The organism is Paracoccus indicus (assembly GCF_003056335.1).
GTDB classification, from domain to species: domain Bacteria; phylum Pseudomonadota; class Alphaproteobacteria; order Rhodobacterales; family Rhodobacteraceae; genus Paracoccus; species Paracoccus indicus.
Genome location: NZ_PYWA01000008.1, coordinates 57,187 through 76,506, shown reverse-complemented (window position 1 = coordinate 76,506; position 19,320 = coordinate 57,187). Strand labels below are relative to the sequence as shown.

The 19,320-nt window shown below is 66.2% G+C and carries 21 protein-coding genes; 8 read left to right on the top strand and 13 right to left on the bottom strand.

Annotated elements, in window-relative coordinates; genetic code table 11:
* Positions 1-183 precede the first annotated feature (183 nt).
* Positions 184-945 carry a DeoR/GlpR family DNA-binding transcription regulator gene (locus tag DDE75_RS13835; protein ID WP_108502984.1) on the top strand — a complete coding sequence of 254 codons (762 nt, stop codon included), beginning with the start codon at positions 184-186 and terminating at the stop codon, positions 943-945.
* Here the strand turns inward: DDE75_RS13835 and DDE75_RS13830 are convergent.
* The 8 genes from DDE75_RS13830 to DDE75_RS13800 all read right to left on the bottom strand — a co-directional run bounded on the left by DDE75_RS13830 (position 942) and on the right by DDE75_RS13800 (position 6,449).
* Positions 942-1,955 carry a nucleotidyltransferase family protein gene (locus DDE75_RS13830; protein ID WP_108502983.1) on the bottom strand — a complete coding sequence of 338 codons (1,014 nt, stop codon included), beginning with the start codon at positions 1,953-1,955 and terminating at the stop codon, positions 942-944. The genes DDE75_RS13835 and DDE75_RS13830 overlap by 4 nt on opposite strands.
* A gap of 69 nt (positions 1,956-2,024) precedes the next feature.
* Positions 2,025-2,744 (bottom strand): sulfate/molybdate ABC transporter ATP-binding protein, encoded by a 720-nt coding sequence (locus DDE75_RS13825; protein ID WP_108502982.1) that lies wholly within the window; start codon positions 2,742-2,744, stop codon positions 2,025-2,027.
* 9 nt (positions 2,745-2,753) lie between these two features.
* A complete protein-coding gene (cysW, locus tag DDE75_RS13820) occupies positions 2,754-3,620 on the bottom strand; it encodes a sulfate ABC transporter permease subunit CysW (RefSeq protein WP_108502981.1) in 867 nt (288 codons plus the stop codon).
* Positions 3,613-4,452 carry a sulfate ABC transporter permease subunit CysT gene (gene cysT / locus DDE75_RS13815; RefSeq protein WP_108502980.1) on the bottom strand — a complete coding sequence of 280 codons (840 nt, stop codon included), beginning with the start codon at positions 4,450-4,452 and terminating at the stop codon, positions 3,613-3,615. Before cysT ends, cysW begins: the two co-directional genes overlap by 8 nt.
* On the bottom strand, positions 4,452-5,432 hold the full coding sequence (locus tag DDE75_RS13810; protein WP_108502979.1) for a sulfate ABC transporter substrate-binding protein: 981 nt from the start codon (positions 5,430-5,432) through the stop codon (positions 4,452-4,454). Before DDE75_RS13810 ends, cysT begins: the two co-directional genes overlap by 1 nt.
* Positions 5,433-5,466: 34 nt before the next feature.
* Positions 5,467-5,613 (bottom strand): hypothetical protein, encoded by a 147-nt coding sequence (locus DDE75_RS17345; RefSeq protein WP_162799048.1) that lies wholly within the window; start codon positions 5,611-5,613, stop codon positions 5,467-5,469.
* Positions 5,614-5,638: 25 nt separating this feature from the next.
* Positions 5,639-5,836: a hypothetical protein gene (locus tag DDE75_RS13805; RefSeq protein ID WP_108502978.1), complete on the bottom strand. Its 198-nt coding sequence runs from the start codon at positions 5,834-5,836 to the stop codon at positions 5,639-5,641.
* 160 nt (positions 5,837-5,996) lie between these two features.
* Positions 5,997-6,449 carry an RrF2 family transcriptional regulator gene (locus tag DDE75_RS13800; protein ID WP_108502977.1) on the bottom strand — a complete coding sequence of 151 codons (453 nt, stop codon included), beginning with the start codon at positions 6,447-6,449 and terminating at the stop codon, positions 5,997-5,999.
* A gap of 175 nt (positions 6,450-6,624) precedes the next feature.
* Between DDE75_RS13800 and DDE75_RS13795 the strand changes: the two genes are divergently transcribed.
* The 7 genes from DDE75_RS13795 to DDE75_RS13765 all read left to right on the top strand — a co-directional run bounded on the left by DDE75_RS13795 (position 6,625) and on the right by DDE75_RS13765 (position 14,053).
* Positions 6,625-7,293, top strand: a complete 669-nt coding sequence (locus DDE75_RS13795) for an HAD family hydrolase (RefSeq protein WP_108502976.1) — start codon at positions 6,625-6,627, stop codon at positions 7,291-7,293.
* On the top strand, positions 7,290-8,246 hold the full coding sequence (locus DDE75_RS13790; protein ID WP_108502975.1) for a sugar-binding transcriptional regulator: 957 nt from the start codon (positions 7,290-7,292) through the stop codon (positions 8,244-8,246). Before DDE75_RS13795 ends, DDE75_RS13790 begins: the two co-directional genes overlap by 4 nt.
* 142 nt (positions 8,247-8,388) lie before the next feature.
* Positions 8,389-9,714: an ABC transporter substrate-binding protein gene (locus DDE75_RS13785; RefSeq protein ID WP_108502974.1), complete on the top strand. Its 1,326-nt coding sequence runs from the start codon at positions 8,389-8,391 to the stop codon at positions 9,712-9,714.
* A gap of 69 nt (positions 9,715-9,783) precedes the next feature.
* Entirely contained in the window at positions 9,784-10,653 is an 870-nt protein-coding gene (locus tag DDE75_RS13780; protein ID WP_108502973.1) for a carbohydrate ABC transporter permease, read from the top strand.
* 10 nt (positions 10,654-10,663) lie between these two features.
* Positions 10,664-11,488 (top strand): carbohydrate ABC transporter permease, encoded by an 825-nt coding sequence (locus DDE75_RS13775; RefSeq protein ID WP_108502972.1) that lies wholly within the window; start codon positions 10,664-10,666, stop codon positions 11,486-11,488.
* A gap of 9 nt (positions 11,489-11,497) precedes the next feature.
* Positions 11,498-12,502 carry an ABC transporter ATP-binding protein gene (locus DDE75_RS13770; RefSeq protein WP_108502971.1) on the top strand — a complete coding sequence of 335 codons (1,005 nt, stop codon included), beginning with the start codon at positions 11,498-11,500 and terminating at the stop codon, positions 12,500-12,502.
* 81 nt (positions 12,503-12,583) lie between these two features.
* A complete protein-coding gene (locus DDE75_RS13765) occupies positions 12,584-14,053 on the top strand; it encodes a mannitol dehydrogenase family protein (protein ID WP_108502970.1) in 1,470 nt (489 codons plus the stop codon).
* A gap of 3 nt (positions 14,054-14,056) precedes the next feature.
* Here the strand turns inward: DDE75_RS13765 and DDE75_RS13760 are convergent, their stop codons facing one another.
* The 5 genes from DDE75_RS13760 to DDE75_RS13740 form a co-directional block, all read right to left on the bottom strand.
* Positions 14,057-14,284, bottom strand: coding sequence for a hypothetical protein (locus DDE75_RS13760; protein WP_162799047.1), 228 nt, complete (start codon positions 14,282-14,284; stop codon positions 14,057-14,059).
* A gap of 167 nt (positions 14,285-14,451) precedes the next feature.
* Positions 14,452-16,221: an acetyl/propionyl/methylcrotonyl-CoA carboxylase subunit alpha gene (locus DDE75_RS13755; RefSeq protein ID WP_211659356.1), complete on the bottom strand. Its 1,770-nt coding sequence runs from the start codon at positions 16,219-16,221 to the stop codon at positions 14,452-14,454.
* Positions 16,218-17,786: a 5-oxoprolinase subunit B/C family protein gene (locus tag DDE75_RS13750; RefSeq protein WP_108502968.1), complete on the bottom strand. Its 1,569-nt coding sequence runs from the start codon at positions 17,784-17,786 to the stop codon at positions 16,218-16,220. Before DDE75_RS13750 ends, DDE75_RS13755 begins: the two co-directional genes overlap by 4 nt.
* Complete coding sequence (locus DDE75_RS13745) at positions 17,783-18,553, bottom strand: putative hydro-lyase (RefSeq protein ID WP_108502967.1); 771 nt, start codon at positions 18,551-18,553, stop codon at positions 17,783-17,785. The genes DDE75_RS13750 and DDE75_RS13745 overlap by 4 nt, the downstream gene beginning before the upstream one ends.
* Positions 18,550-19,317 (bottom strand): LamB/YcsF family protein, encoded by a 768-nt coding sequence (locus DDE75_RS13740; protein ID WP_108502966.1) that lies wholly within the window; start codon positions 19,315-19,317, stop codon positions 18,550-18,552. Before DDE75_RS13740 ends, DDE75_RS13745 begins: the two co-directional genes overlap by 4 nt.
* Positions 19,318-19,320 lie beyond the last annotated feature (3 nt).

The window sequence follows — 19,320 nt, the reverse complement described above, 5'->3', positions numbered from 1 at the left end:
ATTTAATGATTTTGCAGATATAACAGTATGTTACGCGGTTGAAGTCACAATCATTGCCCTATCAGGCGCTGCTTTCGTGGCTGTTCCCTCCGCCATGGCGTCGAGATTCTGCACAAAGCGCAAGGAAACGAACATCTTGCCTGATCGGTTTTCGCGTGGCACATCTGGCGAAAAGGACGCCCGATGTCGCAGACCTTCCGCCACCCCCAGATCCTCGAGATTGCCCGCCGCGACGGCAAGGTCACGGTCGAAGGTCTGGCCGACCACTTCGGCGTCACCCTGCAGACCATCCGCCGCGATCTGTCCGAGCTTGCCGACAGCGGCCGCCTGGAGCGCGTGCATGGCGGTGCGATCCTGTCCTCGGGCGTGGCCAACATCGGCTACGAGGATCGCCGCGCCCTGCATCAGGATGCCAAGACCCGCATCGCCCGCGCCTGCGCCGCCGAGGTGCCGGAAAACATCTCGTTGTTCCTGAACATCGGCACCAGCACCGAGGCCGTGGCCCGCGAATTGCTGGGCCATCGCAACATGCTGGTGGTGACGAACAACATCAATGTCGCCAACATCCTGACCGCCAATCCCGATTGCGACGTGATCGTCACCGGCGGCAGCCTGCGACGCGCGGATGGCGGCTTGGTGGGATCGCTGGCAGCCCAGACCATCCAGCAGTTCAAGTTCGACCTGGCGGTGATCGGCTGTTCGGCGCTGGACCGCGACGGCGACATGCTGGATTTCGACATCCAGGAGGTCGGGGTCAGCCAGACCATCCTGCGCCAGTCGCGGCGCACCTTCCTTGTGGCGGATCACTCGAAGCTGACGCGCAGCGCGCCCGCGCGGATCGCCAGCCTGTCGCAGGTCGATTGCCTGTTCACCGATCAGGATCTGCCGCGCGATCTGTCCCGTGCCTGCCAGGATTGGCAAACCCGCATCGTGGTGGCGGGTTAAAGCGCGGCCAGCAGCGCCGCGGTATCCGGCATGCGCGCCAGGCTGGCGGCGATCCGGTCGCGCCAGCGTGGGCCGCGGGACAGGGCGTCGTCATGCGCCTCGGCCAGATCCTCGGGGCGGTCGCGGGCCAGCGTCTCGATCAGCAGCGCCGCCTGAGCGCGATCCTTGGCCGATTTCAGGCGGTCCTGCTGCTGCCTGCGGTCGGCAACGATCAGCTTGTGGATGGCGAAACGCTCGGGTCGGGGAACCTGTACCAGCACGCCGCTGCGATAGGGGATGGCGGCGTGGATCGGTTCGGCGATCAGATAGTTCAGATGCCGCAGCGCCTGCGCCTGCACCCCAAGCGCCGGCAGATCGCGCAGGCCTTCCTGGTCGAAGGCCGGGGTCAGAAATTCCACCAGCGCATTGCCCGCCGTCTGACGCCAGCGCCAGGCGCGACCGGGTTCGAGGCTGGGCGCGGGATCGAAGGCGAAATCGGCCAGCACCTGCTGCACGGGGGGCGCGGCGGCATCCTCCAGCGCCAGCGACAGGCGTTCGAAGCTGGCGATGTCCAGATCGTCGGTCTGCGCCACCTGATCCAGTCCGAGGCGCAGGTTCAACTCGCCCTCGTACAGCCGGAACGCATGTGTGCCGACCACGGTGCCGCCAAGGCGGAAGACTCCCGCCCCGGCCAGCGCCGCCAGCAGGCTGCCGGTGGTCGGATCGAGGCCGAGGAATCCCTCGGCCCGCAGCAGGCGGACAAGGCGGGCGCGGTCGCGGCGTCGCTGATCGGCGGGGACGCGATCCTCGCGCGCGCGGGCCATGCGGGCGGCAAGGTCGGGCGTATCCTCACCGATATAGCGCTTGCGGACATCGGCCCCGACGCGGAAGCTGTCATACCAGTACCCGCGCCCGTTCCGCGTCACCAGCGTCGGCGTGCCACGCAGGTCGCGCAGCCCTTCGTCGCGCAGCGACCGCAGCAGGTCGTGATAGGCCGCATGGGCCAGGGCGGAGTGCAGTTTCGGCGCCATGTTCAACAATCCTTTCGACTGTTGAATACAGCGATGTTCAACAACCATCAAGAGTGTTGAACAGGCGCGTCATGCCGCGGTGAAATCCCGCACGAAGCTGGTCGCGGGCGTCTGGCGGATCTGGGCCGGGGTGCCGATCTGCTCGATCCGGCCCATGGACATGACGACGACCATATCGGCAAGCTCCATCGCCTCGTCCTGATCATGGGTGACGAAGATCGACGTCAGGCCGGTTTCATCGTGAATGTCGCGCAGCCCCTGGCGCAGCTCCTTGCGGACCTTGGCGTCCAGCGCGCCGAAGGGCTCGTCCAGCAGCAACATGCGCGGCTGAATGGCCAGGGCGCGGGCCAGCGCCACCCGCTGCCGCTGCCCGCCCGACAGCTGGGTCGGAAAGCGGCTGCCGATATCGGGCAGCTGAATCAGGTCCAACAGGCGCGTCACCTGCTGCGCAATCTGCGCCGGGGCCGGACGGGACGCACGGGGGCGGGCCCGCAGGCCATAGGCGATGTTGTCGAAAACCGTCATGTGCCGGAACAGGGCATAGCTTTGGAAGACGAAGCCCGCGCGGCGATCCTGCACCGACATGTTCGTGGCGTCCTGACCGTCGAACAAGACGCGGCCCGCGGTCGGATACTCCAACCCGCCGATGATGCGCAGCAGCGTGGTCTTGCCCGACCCCGAAGGCCCCAGCAGCGCCACCAGCGCGCCTTGCGGGATGGAGAGCGACACCGGATGCAGCGCCGAGGTGGTGCCGAAGGTCTTGGCGATCTGGTCGATCTGGATATGCATGATCTGTCCTCAGTGGCGACGGGTTGCGGCAAGGGCGTCCGCGTGGCGCAGCTCCAGCCCGGTTTTCAGGGTCAGGGTGATCAGGGCCAGGCAGGTCAGCAGCCCCGCCATGGAAAAGGCCGCGACCGAGAGGTATTCGTTATACAGCATCTCGATCGTGATCGGCATGGTGGCGGTCTGGCCGCGGATCTTGCCGGACACGACGGCCACGGTCCCGAATTCCCCCATGGCACGGGCGGTGCAGAGCAGCGTGCCGTAAAGAAGTGCCCAACGGATGTTGGGTAGGGTGACACTCGCAAAGACCCGCCAGCCGGATGCGCCGAGGGTCAGGGCGGCCTCTTCCTCGGCGCGGCCCTGTTCGATCATCACGGGGATCAATTCGCGGGCGACGAAGGGGAAGGTGACGAAGACCGTGGCCAGCACGATGCCCGGCACGGCAAAGACCACCGGATGGCCATGCGCGATCAGGATGCCGCCAAGGGTGGAATTCGCCCCGAACAGCAGCACGATGCAGAGGCCCGCAACGACGGGGCTGACCGAAAACGGCAGGTCGATCAGCGTGATCAGGAAGGCCTTGCCGCGAAAGTCGAACTTGGTGATGAACCAGGCAGCTGCGATGCCGAAGGCCGCGTTCAAGGGCACCGCGATGGCGGTGATCAGCAGCGTCAGCCGAATCGCCGACCATGCGTCATGGCTGGCCAGCGAAGCGATGGCCGCGCCCCAGCCCTGCGCCAGCGCCTGACCGATGACGACCACCAGGGGCATCACCACCAGCAGCGCCAAGCCGCCAAGCGCCACCGCGATCAGCACCAGTCGCATCAAGGGACTATCGTCGCTGGCACGGCGGAAACGGGGTATGAAAACGGCATCAGACATGACCAATCCTCCTGCGGGACCAGATCTGGACAAGGTTGATCGCCAGCAGCGTGACGAAGGATATCGCCAGCATCGCCAGGCCGATCGCACCGGCTGCGTCGTAATTGTATTCCTCCAACTGGATGACGATCAGCAGGGGGGCGATCTCGGTCTTCAGGGGGATGTTGCCGGCGATGAATATGACCGAGCCGTATTCCCCCACCCCGCGCGCCATCGACAGCGCAAAGCCGGTCAAGGCCGCGGGCGTCAGCATGGGCAGGATGACGCGGCGGATCGTGTGGATGCGCGATGCCCCAAGCGTGGCCGAGGCCTCCTCGACCTCGGTGTCGATCTCCTCGATCACGGGCTGGACGGTGCGGGTGACGAAGGGCAGGCCCACGAAGACCAGTGCCAGGAAGATGCCCCATTGCGTATAGGCGATCTTCCAGCCGATCTGCGCGGCCAGCCCCCCCAGCCTGCCGTTCGGCGCGTAAAGCGTCGTCAACGCGATGCCCGCAACGGCGGTTGGCAGTGCGAAGGGCAGATCGACCGCTGCATCGACCAGCCTGCGGCCGGCAAAGCGATAGCGCACCAGAACCCAGGCCAGCAGCGTGCCGAAAACCAGATTGAACGCCGCCGCCAGGAAGGCCAGCCGGAAGGATAGCCATAGCGCCGCCCAGACACGGGGACGGTTGATGACATCCCAGAGCCCCGAGGGGCCGAATTGCGCCCCCTGCCAGATCAACGCGCCGATGGGCAGAAGCACCACCGCCGACAGCATCGACAGGGTGATCCCCGCCGAAAGGCCCCGCCCCGGCATGGGGCTGCGGGCGATCCAGATGCGTCGGGTCATCACGGACCCGCGTAGATCTGGTCGAAGATGCCGCCGTCGCCGAAGTGTTCGGGCTGCAGCTTGGCCCAACCGCCCAGATCCTCGATCGTGACAAGGTTCATCTTGGGGAAACGGGCGACGTCTTCGGGGTCGGCCTGGCTGTCATCCCACGCGCGATAGTAATGGGCAAAGGCCATCGCCTGCGCCTGTGGCGTATAGAGGTATTCCAGATAGGCCGTCGCCAGTTCGCGCTGCGCATCGTCCTTGATGTTGGCGTCGACCATTGCGACCGGCGGTTCGGCCAAGACGCTGACCGAGGGCGTGACGATCTGGAACTGATCGCTGCCCAGCTCCTGCTGCGCCAGCCAGGCCTCGTTTTCCCAAGCCAGCAGGACATCGCCGATGCCGCGCTGCGCGAAGGTCGTCGTGGCGCCGCGCGCGCCGGTATCCAGCACCGGAACATTGGCGAACAGGTCATGCACGAATGCCTTGGGGTCACGGTCGTTGGCCTCGGCCCATGCCCATGCCGCCAGATAGTTCCAGCGCGCACCGCCGCTGGTCTTGGGGTTCGGTGTGATGACCTCGACCCCGTCCTTCGTCAGATCGCCCCAATCGGTGATGCCCTTGGGGTTGCCCGCCCGCACCAGGAACACGATGGTCGAGGTGTAGGGGCTGGAGTTATGCGGCAGACGTGCCTGCCAATCGGCGGGCAGCTTTCCGGCCTCGGCGATCTTGTCGATGTCGCTGGCAAGGGCAAGGGTGACAACCTGTGCGTCCAACCCCTCGATCACGGCGCGGGCCTGTGCGCCGGACCCGCCGTGGCTGGTCTCCAGCCGGGCCGCGTCATGGCCCTGATCGGACCACGACTGTGCGAAAGCCTCGTTTACCTCGCGATACAGTTCGCGCGTGGGGTCATAGCTGACGTTCAGCAGATCCTGAGCATGGACCTGCGGCGCCACGGCCAGCAGGGCAAGGGTCAGGAAGGTGGGGCGGATGGTCATGGGACGCGTCCTTTGCTGCGGTCAGATGCCGGGGTCAGATGCCCGTCGGCGTCAGCCGCCCGACGGGAAAGCCTGTCAGCTGGCTGCGGCCGGTGCTGATGGTGACACGGCCATCGCTGTGCTGAGCGACGCGGAGGCCTTGGGCGCTGCTGTACTTGCCGGTCTGGATGGTGACGATCATGGCGGTTCTCCTGTGGGAACGATGGTTAGAGGATGACGGTCAGGCTGGCCTGTCCGCCCTGTCGGGCAAGACAGGATTGGCTTGCGGGGCGATTGTGATGCCGGCCCTGCAGAGTGTTGGGAATGACGGCCGAACCATGAAAGCCGGCATCGCGGCCTTCGATCAGCGTCACCGCGCGGAAGGGGCGCGGGGGCAGGTCGATCTGGCGCAGGGGTCTGGTCATCGTCGCATCCTTGCTGGTCCGGGTCAGGCTGTCATCGCAGCCAATACCTAAATAACGACAGACAAAGTCGTGTATGGCAAGATAAAAGCAACGCCCTGAAAGGTCGCTTTTAAAAATGCTGAATTAGTGTATTTGAATCAAGGCCTTGATCAGTTCAGGATCAAGCGCCCGTGACGCTTGCGGCCACCTGATCCGAGTTCAGCATGTCGGCCAGGCTCAGCGATTCGATTAAAATCAGATAGGACCAGAAGACCTCGGCAAAGACCTTGCGCAGACGGCAGGTCGCCTCGTCGGTACAATCGTCGCACCGCTGATAGGCACGGCGTGACAGGCAGGGCAGCGGCGCGATGGGGCCGTCGATCAGGCGCAGCAGTTCCGAGATCGAGATCTCGGCGGCGGGCTTGATCAGGCTGTATCCCCCTGCCCGCCCGCGGACCGATCCGACAAGCCCGGCGTTGCGGATCTCCAGCAGGATTTGCTCCAGGAACCGCTTGGGCGCGCCGGAACGCTTGGCGATCATCTCGATCGTCAGGGGCTGGGGGGCGGGGCTGCGGGCCTCGTCGCCCAGAACCAGCAAGGCCTTCAGCGCGTATTTCATCTTTTGCGTGATCATCGTCTCTCTGGTTTGCAAGCTGGGGGGCGGGGTGTAAAGCCGTTCGACGCAAGCGCGCAGATAAACGCGTGCCTTGGCGGGGCACAATGGGCCGCAGTCCAAGCGTTTTGTTCCGCTATTTCCTGCAACGGGTTTTTTGACTATTCCTGCGGAAATCAACGAAGGGGAAGGCCATATGCAGGTCGATCTGATCATTTTCGACTGTGACGGGGTCATCGCCGACAGCGAGGTCCTGTCCGCCAGCGTGCTGATCGATCAGTTGGCGCAGCTGGGGATCGCGATCACCATGCAGGACGTGCGCCGCGACTTTCTGGGCCGCAGCTTTCCGACCGTGGCCGCCACCATCCGCCACCGTTTCGACCGCACCCTTCCCGACGACTTCGAGGCGACCTATCGCGCCCGTCTGCTGGACCGTTTCGACGCCGAACTGAAGCCGACCCCGGGGTTCGAAGCGATGCTGTCCTCCATCGGCGACCGCCGCATCTGCGTGGCGACCTCGTCCAGCCCGCCGCGGGTGGCGCATACGTTGCAGGTGCTGGGCCTTTCAGAACGCTTCGGCCCGCATGTCTTCACCGCCAGCCAGGTCGCGCGCGGCAAGCCCGCACCGGACCTGTTCCTCTTCGCGGCCCGGCAGATGGGCTGCCCCCCCGAAAACGCCCTGGTGATCGAGGACAGCGTGCCCGGCATCCAGGCCGCGCAGGCCGCCGACATCCGCGTGCTGCATTACACGGGCGGGGCACACCTGCGCGACCAATCCCCCCATGAGGGCGTGACCCGCCTTGACGATTGGTCCAGCCTGCCCGATCTGATCGCCCGCATGCAGACCCCGGGGGACCAAGGATGAGCCACGGCCGCTTCAGCCCCGAATCCACCCGGCTTGACGATGCCGCCCGCGCGGGCTGGCTCTATTACGTTGCGGGCAACACCCAGGATGAGATCGCGCGCAAGATGGGGGTCAGCCGCCAATCGGCACAACGTCTGGTGGCGATGGCGGTGGCCGAGGGGCTGGTCAAGGTCCGCCTTGATCACCCCATCGGGCGCTGCATGGACTTGGCCGCGGCCCTGCGCGACCGCTTCGATCTGCAGATCTGCGAGGTCGCGCCATCCGATCCGGACGCGCCGGACCTGCTGACCGGCATCGCCATTGCCGCCGCGGCCGAGCTGGAACGCGTGCTGAAATCGCCCGAACAGCGGATCATCAGCCTTGGGACCGGGCGCAGCCTGCGGGCGCTGGTGGAACAGCTGCCGCGCATGTCTTGCCCCCAGCATGTCATCGTCTCGCGGCTTGGCAACATGATGGAGGACGGCTCGGCCACCCCCTATAATGCCACCATCCGGCTGGCCGAACGCGTGGGTGCGCCGCATTACCCCTATCCGCTGCCGGTCCTGGCGCCCGATGCGCGGGAACTTCGCGCCATGCAGCAGCAGCTCGGTGTCCGAAACACGCTGACCCTTTGTGCACGGGCCGATATCTCGCTGGTGGGAATCGGGCAGATGGACATGACCGCGCCCCTGCATGTCGACGGCTTCCTGCCCGAGCCCGAAATCCGCGAACTGATCGCCCAAGGTGCCGCGGGCGAGATCACCAGCTGGATCTATGACGGGGACGGCCGGATCATGGATTGCGCCTTCAACCGCCGCGTCGCCTCGGCCCCCCTGCCCGCCAATCCCGAAAAGCCGGTCGTGGCCCTGGCATCCGGGACCGCCAAGCTGCCCGCGATCCGCGCGGCACTGAAGGGCCGCCTGATCACCGGGTTGATCACCTCGGAAGCCACGGCCGAGCGCCTGCTGGCCTGAACCACCGCCCAAGTTTCGCACGCTGCCAAGGACTTGCAGGATTCTGCGGGTCTTTTTCGCATAGCCCGTTGACAGAATCCCTCCAAGGTCCGAATATATGCCCATCGGTCGGGCAAATGCCCATCCGGCAAGGGAGGACTACATGAACACCACATTGCGCGCCCTTCTGGGCGCTACGGCCCTATGTGCCATCGGCGGTGCCGCCATTGCACAGGACAAGACGACCCTGACCATCGCGACCGTCAACAACGGCGACATGATCCGCATGCAGTCGCTGACCTCGGATTTCACCGAAGCGAACCCCGACATCGAACTGGAGTGGGTGACGCTGGAGGAAAACATCCTGCGCGAGCGTGTCACCACCGATATCGCCACCAATGGCGGCCAGTACGACGTGCTGACCATCGGCACCTACGAGGTTCCGATCTGGGCCAACCAGGACTGGCTGACGCCGCTGAACGAGCTGCCCGAAGGCTATGACGTCGACGACCTGGTCCCTGCCGTCCGCGACGCTCTGTCGGTGGACGACACGCTCTATGCCGCGCCCTTCTATGCCGAATCGGCGATGGTCATGTACCGCACCGATCTGGCCGAGGCCGCCGGCGTGACCATTCCCGACAATCCGACCTGGACCGACATCACCGCCGCCGCCAAGGCGATGACCGACAAGGACAACGAAGTCTATGGCATCTGCCTGCGCGGCAAGCCGGGCTGGGGCGAGAACATGGCCTTCCTGACCGCCATGGCCAACAGCTATGGCGCGCGCTGGTTCGACATGGAATGGGCGCCGCAGTTCGACAGCCCCGAATGGCAGGCGACGCTGACCGACTATCTGACCTTGATGAACGAATACGGACCTCCGGGCGCGTCCTCGAACGGCTTCAACGAGAACCTGTCGCTGTTCCAGCAGGGCAAATGCGGCATGTGGATCGACGCGACCGTCGCGGCCAGCTTCGTGACCGACCCCGAGGATTCGACCGTCGCCGACAGCGTCAGCTTTGCCCAGTTCCCCAACAAGGAAGGCGTCGACAACCACGGCAACTGGCTGTGGGCGTGGAACCTGGCCATCCCGGCCTCCAGCCAGAAGCAGGACGCGGCCAAGACCTTCGTGGCCTGGGCGACCAGCAAGGAATACACCAACATGGTGGCCGAGGCCGAAGGCTGGCGTGCTGCACCTCCGGGCACGCGGACCTCGCTCTATGAGAACGCCGAATACCAGGAAGCCGCACCCTTCGCTGCGATGACGCTGGAATCGATCAACGCTGCCGATACGCAGAAATCCTCGGTTCAGGACATCCCCTATACCGGCGGCCAGTTCGTCGCGATCCCGGAGTTCCAAGGCATCGGCACGGCGGTCGGTCAGACCTTCTCGGCGGCGCTGGCAGGCCAGATGTCGGCCGAGGACGCGCTGGCCGCGGCCCAGTCCACCACCACGCGCGAGATGACCCGCGCCGGCTACCCCAAGTAAGCCGCGATCTGCGCCGCCCCCATCGACGGGGCGGCGCACCCCCGCTTTCCCCCCAAGAGGACGCAAGCCATGGCCACCCGCCAGACCGCAAGTCTTGCGCGCCTGATGCGCGCACCTGCCATCATCCTGCTGCTGATCTGGATGATCGTCCCGTTGGGGATGACGCTGTATTATTCGTTCCTGAACTACAACCTGCTGAACCCGACCGGGACCAGCTGGGCAGGCTGGTTCAACTATCAGTACTTCTATTCCGACCCCGCCTTCTTCGACGCGATCTGGAACACGCTCGCCTTGGTGCTGGGCGTGCTGACGATCACCGTCGTCGGCGGCATCGCCATCGCGCTGCTGATCGACAAGCCGATCTTCGGGCAGGGCATCGTGCGGATCCTGGTCATCTCTCCGTTCTTCGTGATGCCGCCGGTCGCGGCGCTGATCTGGAAGAACATGATCATGCACCCGTCCTATGGCGTCTTCGCCGACATCGCCCGGTTCTTCGGGGCGCAGCCGGTGGACTGGTTCGCGCAGTTCCCGCTGACCTCGATCATCATCATCGTGGCCTGGCAGTGGCTGCCCTTCGCCACGCTGATCCTGCTGACCGCCCTGCAATCGCTGGACGGCGAACAGATGGAGGCCGCCGAGATGGACGGTGCCGGCTCTCTCAGCCGCTTCATCCACCTGACCCTGCCGCATATGGCACGCGCCATCACCGTGGTGATCCTGATCCAGACGATCTTCCTTCTGGGCATCTATGCCGAGATCCTGGTGACCACCAATGGCGGGCCCGGCAACGCCAGCACGAACCTGACCTATCTGATCTATCGCGCGGCCCGGTTGAACTTCGACATCGGCGGCGCCGCTGCCGGGGGCATCATCGCCGTCATCCTGGCCAATATCGTCGCCGTCTTCCTGATGCGCGCCGTCGGCAAGAACCTGGACTGAGGAGCATCCCATGGCACGTGCAGTTTCGACCCGCACCCGCATCGGCTATACCGCCGCGGCCTGGTTCGTGGCCCTGCTGATCTTCTTCCCGATCCTCTACACGATCATCACCAGCCTCAAGACCGAACAGGAGGCGATCTCGGGCTTCAGCCTGATCCCCTCGTTCACGCTCTCCAGCTTCGAGGCGGTGCAGACCCAGAACGACTATTGGAAGCCCTTCACCAATTCGGTGATCCTGTCGGTGGGTTCGACCATCCTGGCGCTGATCGTGGCGATCCCGGCAGCTTGGGCGATGGCCTTTTCGCCCACCAAGAACACCAAGAACATCCTGATGTGGATGCTCTCGACCAAGATGATGCCCGCCGTCGCGGTGCTGGTGCCGATCTATCTGATCTTTCTTCGCACCGGCCTGATGGACACGCGGATCGGCCTGACGGTCATGCTGATGCTGATCAACCTGCCGATCGTGGTCTGGATGCTCTACACCTACTTCCGCGAGATCCCCGGAGAGATCCTGGAGGCCGCGCGCATGGACGGCGCGTCCCTGAAGGACGAGATCCTCTATGTGCTGACGCCCATGGCGGTGCCGGGCATCGCATCCACCATGCTTCTGAACGTCATTCTGGCCTGGAACGAGGCGTTCTGGACCATTCAGCTGACCACCACAAACGCAGCGCCGCTGTCGGCCTTCATCGCCAGCTTCTCCAGCCCGCAGGGCCTGTTCTGGGCAAAGCTTTCGGCGGCATCCGTCATGGCCATCGCGCCGATCCTGATCATGGGATGGTTCAGCCAGAAACAACTTGTCCGCGGTCTGACCTTCGGCGCCGTGAAATAGGAGACGACCATGGGACGCATCACACTTGAGAACGTGACCAAACGCTTCGGCGATGTCGAAGTCATTCCGCCGCTGAACCTAGACATCGAGGATGGCGAGTTCGTGGTCTTTGTCGGCCCCTCGGGCTGCGGGAAATCCACCCTGCTGCGCCTGATCGCGGGGCTGGAGGATACCAGCGGCGGCCAGATCCTGATCGACGGCAACGACGCCACCGACACGCCCCCTGCCCGTCGCGGGCTGGCGATGGTCTTCCAGTCCTATGCGCTTTATCCGCATATGTCGGTGCGCAAGAACATCGCCTTCCCCATGCGGATGGCGAATGTCGACCAGGCCGAACAGGACCGCCGCATCGCAGCCGCGGCCGCGGCGCTGAACCTGACGGATTACCTGGACCGTCGCCCCGGTCAGCTGTCGGGCGGTCAGCGCCAGCGTGTCGCCATCGGGCGGGCCATCGTGCGCGAACCTGCGGCCTTCCTTTTCGACGAACCGCTGTCGAACCTAGATGCCGCCCTGCGCGTCGGCATGCGGCTGGAGATCTCCGAGCTGCACCAGCGGCTGAAGACCACCATGATCTATGTGACCCACGACCAGGTCGAGGCGATGACCATGGCCGACAAGATCGTCGTCCTGCGGGCCGGGCATATCGAGCAGGTCGGCAGCCCGATGGACCTCTATCGGACGCCCAGGAACCTCTTTGTCGCGGGCTTCATCGGCAGCCCCAAGATGAACCTGATCACCGGGCCTGCCGCTGCGGACCATGACGCCACCACCATCGGCGTGCGTCCCGAACACATAAAGGTTTCGGCGACCGAAGGGACATGGAAGGGCCGCATCGGCGTCAGCGAACACCTGGGCAGCGACACCTTCTTCTATATCGAGGATACGGGACTGTCCGAAACCATCACCGTGCGCGCAGGTGGCGAGATCGACCTTCACCACGGCGACACGGTCTGGCTGACGCCCGATCCGACCAAGATCCACCGCTTCGACGCCCAGGGCGACCGCATCGCCTGATCCCCGCTTCACCCCGATCCGAACGGCCCCGCGCGCGCATCCCGCGTCGCGGCGGGGGTCGCCTTGACGAAAGGTCCGATCATGACCACTGCCCTGACCCAAACCGCCCTCGACCAGCTGTCCCCCGACATCGGGCGGCCCGAATACGACCGCAGCGCCCTGAAGGCGGGGATCCTGCATGTAGGTGTGGGCAACTTCCACCGCGCGCATATGGCCTGGTATCTGGACCGGCTGTTCGCCTCGGGGCGCGATCATGACTGGGCGCTGGTCGGCGCGGGCGTGCGTCCGGGCGATGCGGCGATGCGCGACCGTCTGGCCGAACAGGATTGGCTGAGCACCCTGGTCGAACTGGACCCCGAAGGGCTGTCGGCGCGCGTCCTTGGGCCGATGATCGATTTCCTGCCCGTCGATCCGCAGGCCGTCGTCGCCGCCATGTCGGACCCCGCCATCCGCATCGTGTCGCTGACCATCACCGAGGGCGGCTATTACGTCGATGCCAAGACGGACGGCTTCGATGCGGCCCACCCCGACATGGCGCATGATGCCGCCAACCCCGACAGCCCGCGGACCGTCTTCGGCATGATGCTGGCCGCGATCCGTGCCCGCCGCGATGCGGGTCATGCGCCCTTCACCGTCCTGTCCTGCGACAACCTGCCTGAAAACGGCCATGTCTGCGCGCGGACGCTGCGCGGGTTGGCGGCACTGTCGGACCCGGCGCTGGCCGATTGGATCGGCGAGAACATCGCCTTCCCGAACTCGATGGTGGATTGCATCACGCCCGCGACCTCGGACCGGGAACGCGATCTGGTGCGCGACCGGTTCGGCATCGTCGACGCCGCCCCCGTCGTTTGCGAGCCTTTCCGCCAATGGGTACTGGAGGACAACTTCCCCCAAGGCCGCCCCGCGCTGGAGACCGTCGGCGCGGAATTCGTCCAGGACGTCGCCCGGCACGAGCTGATGAAGCTGCGCATCCTGAACGGAGGTCACGCGGCCATCGCCTATGCAGGCGCGCTGTTGGGGCACCATTTCGTCCATGACGCCATGGCCGATCCCCGCATCGCCGACTGGCTGAGCGCCCTGGAAACCCGCGAGGTCATCCCCACCCTGCAACCGATCGAGGGTGTCAGCTATGACGACTATCTGCAGTTGATCCTGCAGCGTTTCTCGAACCCGCGCATCGGCGACACCATTCCGCGCCTCTGCCTTGATGGGTCGAACCGCCAGCCCAAGTTCATCCTGCCGACGCTGCGCGACAGGCTGGCGGCTGGCGCCCCCATCGACGGGCTGGCATTGGAGCTGGCGTTGTGGTGCCGCTATTGCGAAGGCACCACGCAGGACGGCACGCCCATCGCGCCGAACGACGACCAGCACGCCCAGCTGAAGGCCAGCGCACTGGCAGCGCGCAGCGATCCCGCCGCCTTCCTGGCGAACGAGGCGATCTTCGGGGATCTGGCCCGCAACGACCTCCTGCAAGACGCATTTGCCGCGCAACTGCGCCAGCTGCACGACAAGGGGGTCGCCGCGACGCTTGCGGCCTATGTCGGGGGATGACGCTCAACCGTCCTGCGGATCGGCGTCTTCGACGTGACCCACGAACAGGCGATGGCCCTCGGGGGTCAGGGCCCAGACCCCGAAGCTGCGGAACTCGACCATGACCGGCCTGCCCTCGGCCGTGGCTTCGGCCACGACAAGCAGGTTTCGGATCATGTCCAGCGTGAATTCCGCCCTGGCCAGCAGCTGTGGGGGATCACGGCCCATCATGTCGATGGTCTGCTTCATCATGGCCTCGTAAAATCGCAACATTAACGAACAAATGCTAGCAACAGAAAACGGATCAGGCCACTGATCTATGACGCACGGCAGGCCGCGGGCGGGGATTTGTGCAAGGTTTTGCCGGTTTTGCCGGATGCATGCCCCCGATCCGCGATCGGATCGGGGGTGCGACCGCCTCAGGTTGTGACAAGGGCGATCTGCGCGCCATGGGCAAGGGTCTGGCCCTGTTCGGCCTTGCGGGTCAGACGACCGCTGCAGGGGGCCTCGATTCGCGTCTCCATCTTCATTGCCTCGATGACGGCGATGACCTGACCTTCGGTGACCTCATCGCCATCCTCGGCCTGCCATAGCGACAGGATGCCCGCGACGGGTGCCGTGACGGCGCCGGGTTCGGCAGCCTCGGGCGCTTCGGCGGCAGGCGCGGTACCGCCCCCCATCGAGAGCATCCCCTGCGGCAGGGCAAGGTCGTGCCGCTTGCCGTCGATCTCGATCGACAGGCGCATCATCGCGACATCGGCGGCGGGTGTCACGCGCTTGGCCGGGGTGACGGCCGCGGTCAGGCGGTCGGCGAAATCCGTCTCGATCCAGCGGCAGTGGACGCCGAAATCGCCGCCTTCGGCGCGGAACTCGGGCGTGGTCAGGACGGCGCGGTGGAAGGGCAGCACCGAGGCCACGCCCTCGATGCGGAATTCATTCAGCGCACGGGCCGCGCGGGTCAGCGCCTGTTCGCGGTCCTGCCCCGTGACGATCAGCTTGGCCATCATGCTGTCGAAGCTGCCCGCGACCTGTCCGCCCTGTTCGACGCCGCTGTCCAACCGGATGCCCGGCCCGGCGGGGGGCTGCCACAGGTCGATGGGACCGGGCGTGGGCAGGAAGCCGCGGCCCGGATCCTCGGCGTTGATGCGGAACTCGATGGCGTGGCCGCGCGGGGTGGGCACGCTGTCATCGGCGATGGCCGCGCCTTGGGCCACGCGGATCATGGCGGTCACCAGGTCGATGCCGGTGGTTTCCTCGGTCACCGGATGTTCGACCTGAAGGCGCGTGTTCACCTCGAGGAACGAGATCGTGCCATTGGCCGACAGCAGGAATTCGACCGTTCCGGCACCGCTATAGCCCGCATGGGCGCAGATCGCCTTTGCCGATTGGTGGATGCGGTCGCGCTGTTCGTCGGTCAGGAAGGGGGCGGGGGCTTCCTCGACCAGCTTCTGGTTGCGGCGCTGCAGGGAACAGTCGCGGGTGCCCAGCACCTTGACGGTGCCGTGACGGTCGCCCAGCACCTGCGCCTCGATGTGGCGGGGGCGATCGAGGAACTGCTCGATGAAGCATTCGCCGCGACCGAAGGCGGTGACGGCCTCGCGCACGGCGCTGTCGAACAGCTCCTCGACCTCGTCCAGCGACCAGGCGATCTTCATGCCGCGCCCGCCGCCGCCGAAAGCTGCCTTGATGGCGATGGGCAGCCCGTGTTCGCGTGCGAAGGCCAGGGCATCCGCGCCGCTGTCCACCGGACCGGGGCTGCCCGCGACCAGCGGCGCACCGACCGCCTGCGCGATTTCACGCGCGCGGATCTTGTCGCCAAGCGCGTCGATGACATCGGGATCGGGACCGACCCAGATGATGCCCGCATCCTGCACGGCACGGGCAAAATCGGCGTTTTCCGACAGGAAGCCATAGCCGGGATGGATGGCATCGGCACCTGCACGCGCGGCGATGTCCAGGATCTTGCGCTGGTCCAGATAGGTCTCTCCGGGGCGAAAGCCATCCAGCGCATAGGCGTGATCGGCCATGCGCACGAAGGGGGCGTCGCGGTCGGGATCGGCATAGACGGCGATGGTCTCGATGCCCATGTCACGGCAGGCGCGGATGACGCGCAGGGCGATTTCACCACGGTTTGCGATCAGCAGGCGGTCGATGGGGCGCAGCGTGGCGCTGTCGTGGAACAGGGTCATGGTTGGCCTTCCGGGGTAATGGGGGCAAAGGGGGCATCGGCGACAAAGCGGATGCGGGCGCCGGGGGGGATCTGACCGGCCAGATCAAGCGCCTGAGGTTGAACCGTCGCAATGACCGGATAGCCGCCTGTCAGCGGGTGATCGGCCAGAAACAGCAATGGCTGGCCGGAATGCGGGATCTGGATGGCGCCGGTCGCGGTGCCCTCGGACGGCAGTTCGCCGGCGTCGCGGGTCAGCGCCTCACCCGCCAGACGGATCCCCACGCGCGAGGATTGCGCCGTCACCTGCCAGTCCTGTGCCAGGAAACGCTCGACCATCTTGGGATGGAACCAATCGGTGCGGGGGCCAAGCGTCACGGGCAGTTCCACCACCTGATCGGCCATGGGCAGATCGGGGGCGGAGGCTGGCGGCGTAATGGCGGCGGTGGGCCGGTTCGCGGGCGCGACGGCGTCACCCGTCGTCAGCGCGGGCGGCCCGATATGGGCCAGCGTGTCGGTCGAGGCCGACCCCAGCACCGGGGCCACATCGAAGCCGCCGCGCATCGCCAGATAGCTGCGCATGCCGCGGGCGGGCGGGTCGATCTGGACCTGATCGCCCGCGTCCAGCGCGAAGGCCGCGCCCGGATCGATGGTCGTGCGGCCCTGCGGGTGAATCACCACTGCTTGCCCCGCACCGGCCAGCGCCAGCGTCATAGCACAATCGGCGCGCAGGCGGACGGGGCCAAGGGTGATCTCCAGCGCGGGATCATCGGAGGGATTGCCCACGGCGCGGTTCGCACGCCGCAGCGCCCCCAGGTCCAGCGCCCCCGAGGCCGAGACCCCCTGCCCCGCCTGCCCCATCCGGCCCGCATCCTGGACAAGCATCGGAAAGGGCGATTGCACGATCGCCAGCCCCGTCGGCGTCATCGCAGCCGCAGGCGTCGCCATGGCATACACCTTGGCCGCGCCTTCGACGAACCGCGCCCGAACGCCCGGACGCAGCAGGGCCGAAGGATTGCGGGTCAGGTCGAACATCGGCACCTCGGTCCGGCCGATCAACTGCCAACCGCCCGGCGTTTCCTGCGGATAGACGCCACAGAAGCGCCCGGCCAAGGCGACCGACCCCGCGGGGATACGGGTGCGCGGGGCCGGACGGCGCGGCAGATCGAAGCGCGCGTCATCGCAGGTCATATAGGCGAAACCGGGCGCGAAACCGCAGAAGGCCACTTGCCACAGCACATCCTGATGCGCGGCGATGACCTGATCGGTGGTCAGCCCCATGTGCTCGGCCACGTCGCGCAGATCCTCGCCATCGTAAGTAACGGGGATTTCCACCGTCTCGGTGCTACGAGGCGCAGGCGGCGTGCCGGGGGCGGGCTGGCGGGCCAGAATGGCCCCTGCCAGTGCCGCATCGGCTGCCACGCCGGGACCCGTCGTGATCATCAGCGTGCGGGCGGCGGGGACCACCTCGGCCACGCCGGGAAGGGGATCGGCCAGCAGGGCATCGAACAGCGCCAGCGTGGCGTCCAGATCGGCCAGCTCGACCAGCAGACAGCGGGGCCCGACGGGCAGGAAACGCGCGCTCATGCCTGCCACCGGGATTCGGGGGTATCAGTGATGAACATATGCCCCGGCGCATGGGTTATGGCGAAGGGCGGGCGCGATGCCATGACCGCCGCCTGAGGCGTCACGCCGCAGGCCCAGAAGACGGGGACATGCCCCGCAGGCACCGTCACCGGATTGCCGAAGTCGGGCTGGGCCAGATCCGCGATGCCCAATCCGGTCGGATCGCCCACATGCACGGGCGCGCCATGCACCGCAGGCATCCGCCCCGAGATCATCACCGCCTCGGACACGCGATCGGCAGGGATGGGGCGCATGGACACCACCATCCGCCCCGACAGACGGCCAGCGGGACGACACTCGCGGTCGGTCAGATACATCGGCACATTGCAGCCCTGTTCGACATGGGCGACAGGGATGCCCGCAGCCAGCAGACCCGCCTCGAAGGTGAAGGAACAGCCGATCAGGAAGCTGACCAGATCGGGGTGTTCGGCCCATGCCTGGGCAGCATCAGGGGTTTCCTGCGCCAGCACCCCGTCGCGCCAGATGCGATAGAGCGGGATGTCGGTGCGCAGATCGGCATCGGGGGCCAGGACGGTCACATGGCTGCCGGGGTCGGTCACGTCCAGAACCGGACAGGGCTTCGGGTTGCGCTGCGCGAACAGCAGGAAGTCCCAGGCCCATTCACGCGGCAGCGAGATCATGTTGCATTGCGTGAACCCGCGCGCCATTCCGGCAGTCGGGCGCGCGGGACCGTTGCGGTAGATGGCCCGTGCCTCGGCCGGGGTCATGTGGCACCTGCGAAGGCTGCGATGGTGACGCCCTTCGCCAGCAGCGCCTGACGGATCTGCGCGGCCATCTGCACCGCGCCGGGGCTGTCGCCATGCACGCAGATGCTGTCGGCCTGCAGGTGCAGGTCCGATCCGTCCACCGACTGGATGACGCCGGTGGTCGCCAGCTGCACCATGCGGGCGGCGACGGTTTCCGGATCATGCAGCACGGCGCCGGGCTGGCGGCGCGAGACCAGCGCACCTTGGGGCGTATAGGCACGGTCGGCAAATGCCTCGGCCACGACGCGCAGGCCGGCGGCGCGGGCGCGGTCAAGGATCGGCGCGCCCGCCAGCCCCATCAGCACCAGGTCCGGGTCGATGGCGCGGATTGCCGCGATGACCGCATCCCCCTGCCCCGCATCCTGCGCGATGGTATTATAAAGCGCCCCGTGCGGCTTGACATAGGTGACGCGCGTGCCCGCCGCCCGCGCCAGCCCCTGCAACGCGCCGATCTGATAGATCACATCGGCGTGCAGCTCATCGGGGGTCACATCCATGTTGCGACGACCGAACCCGACGCGATCGGGATAGGAGACATGCGCTCCCACCGCCACGCCACGGGCAGCGGCCTGCTCCAGCGTCGCCATCAGCCCCCGCGGGTCGCCCGCGTGAAAGCCGCAAGCCACGTTGGCGGAACTGACGATATCCAGCATCGCGGCGTCGTCGCCCATCTGCCAAGCGCCATAGCCCTCGCCCAGATCACTGTTCAGGTCGATCGTCGTCATGGT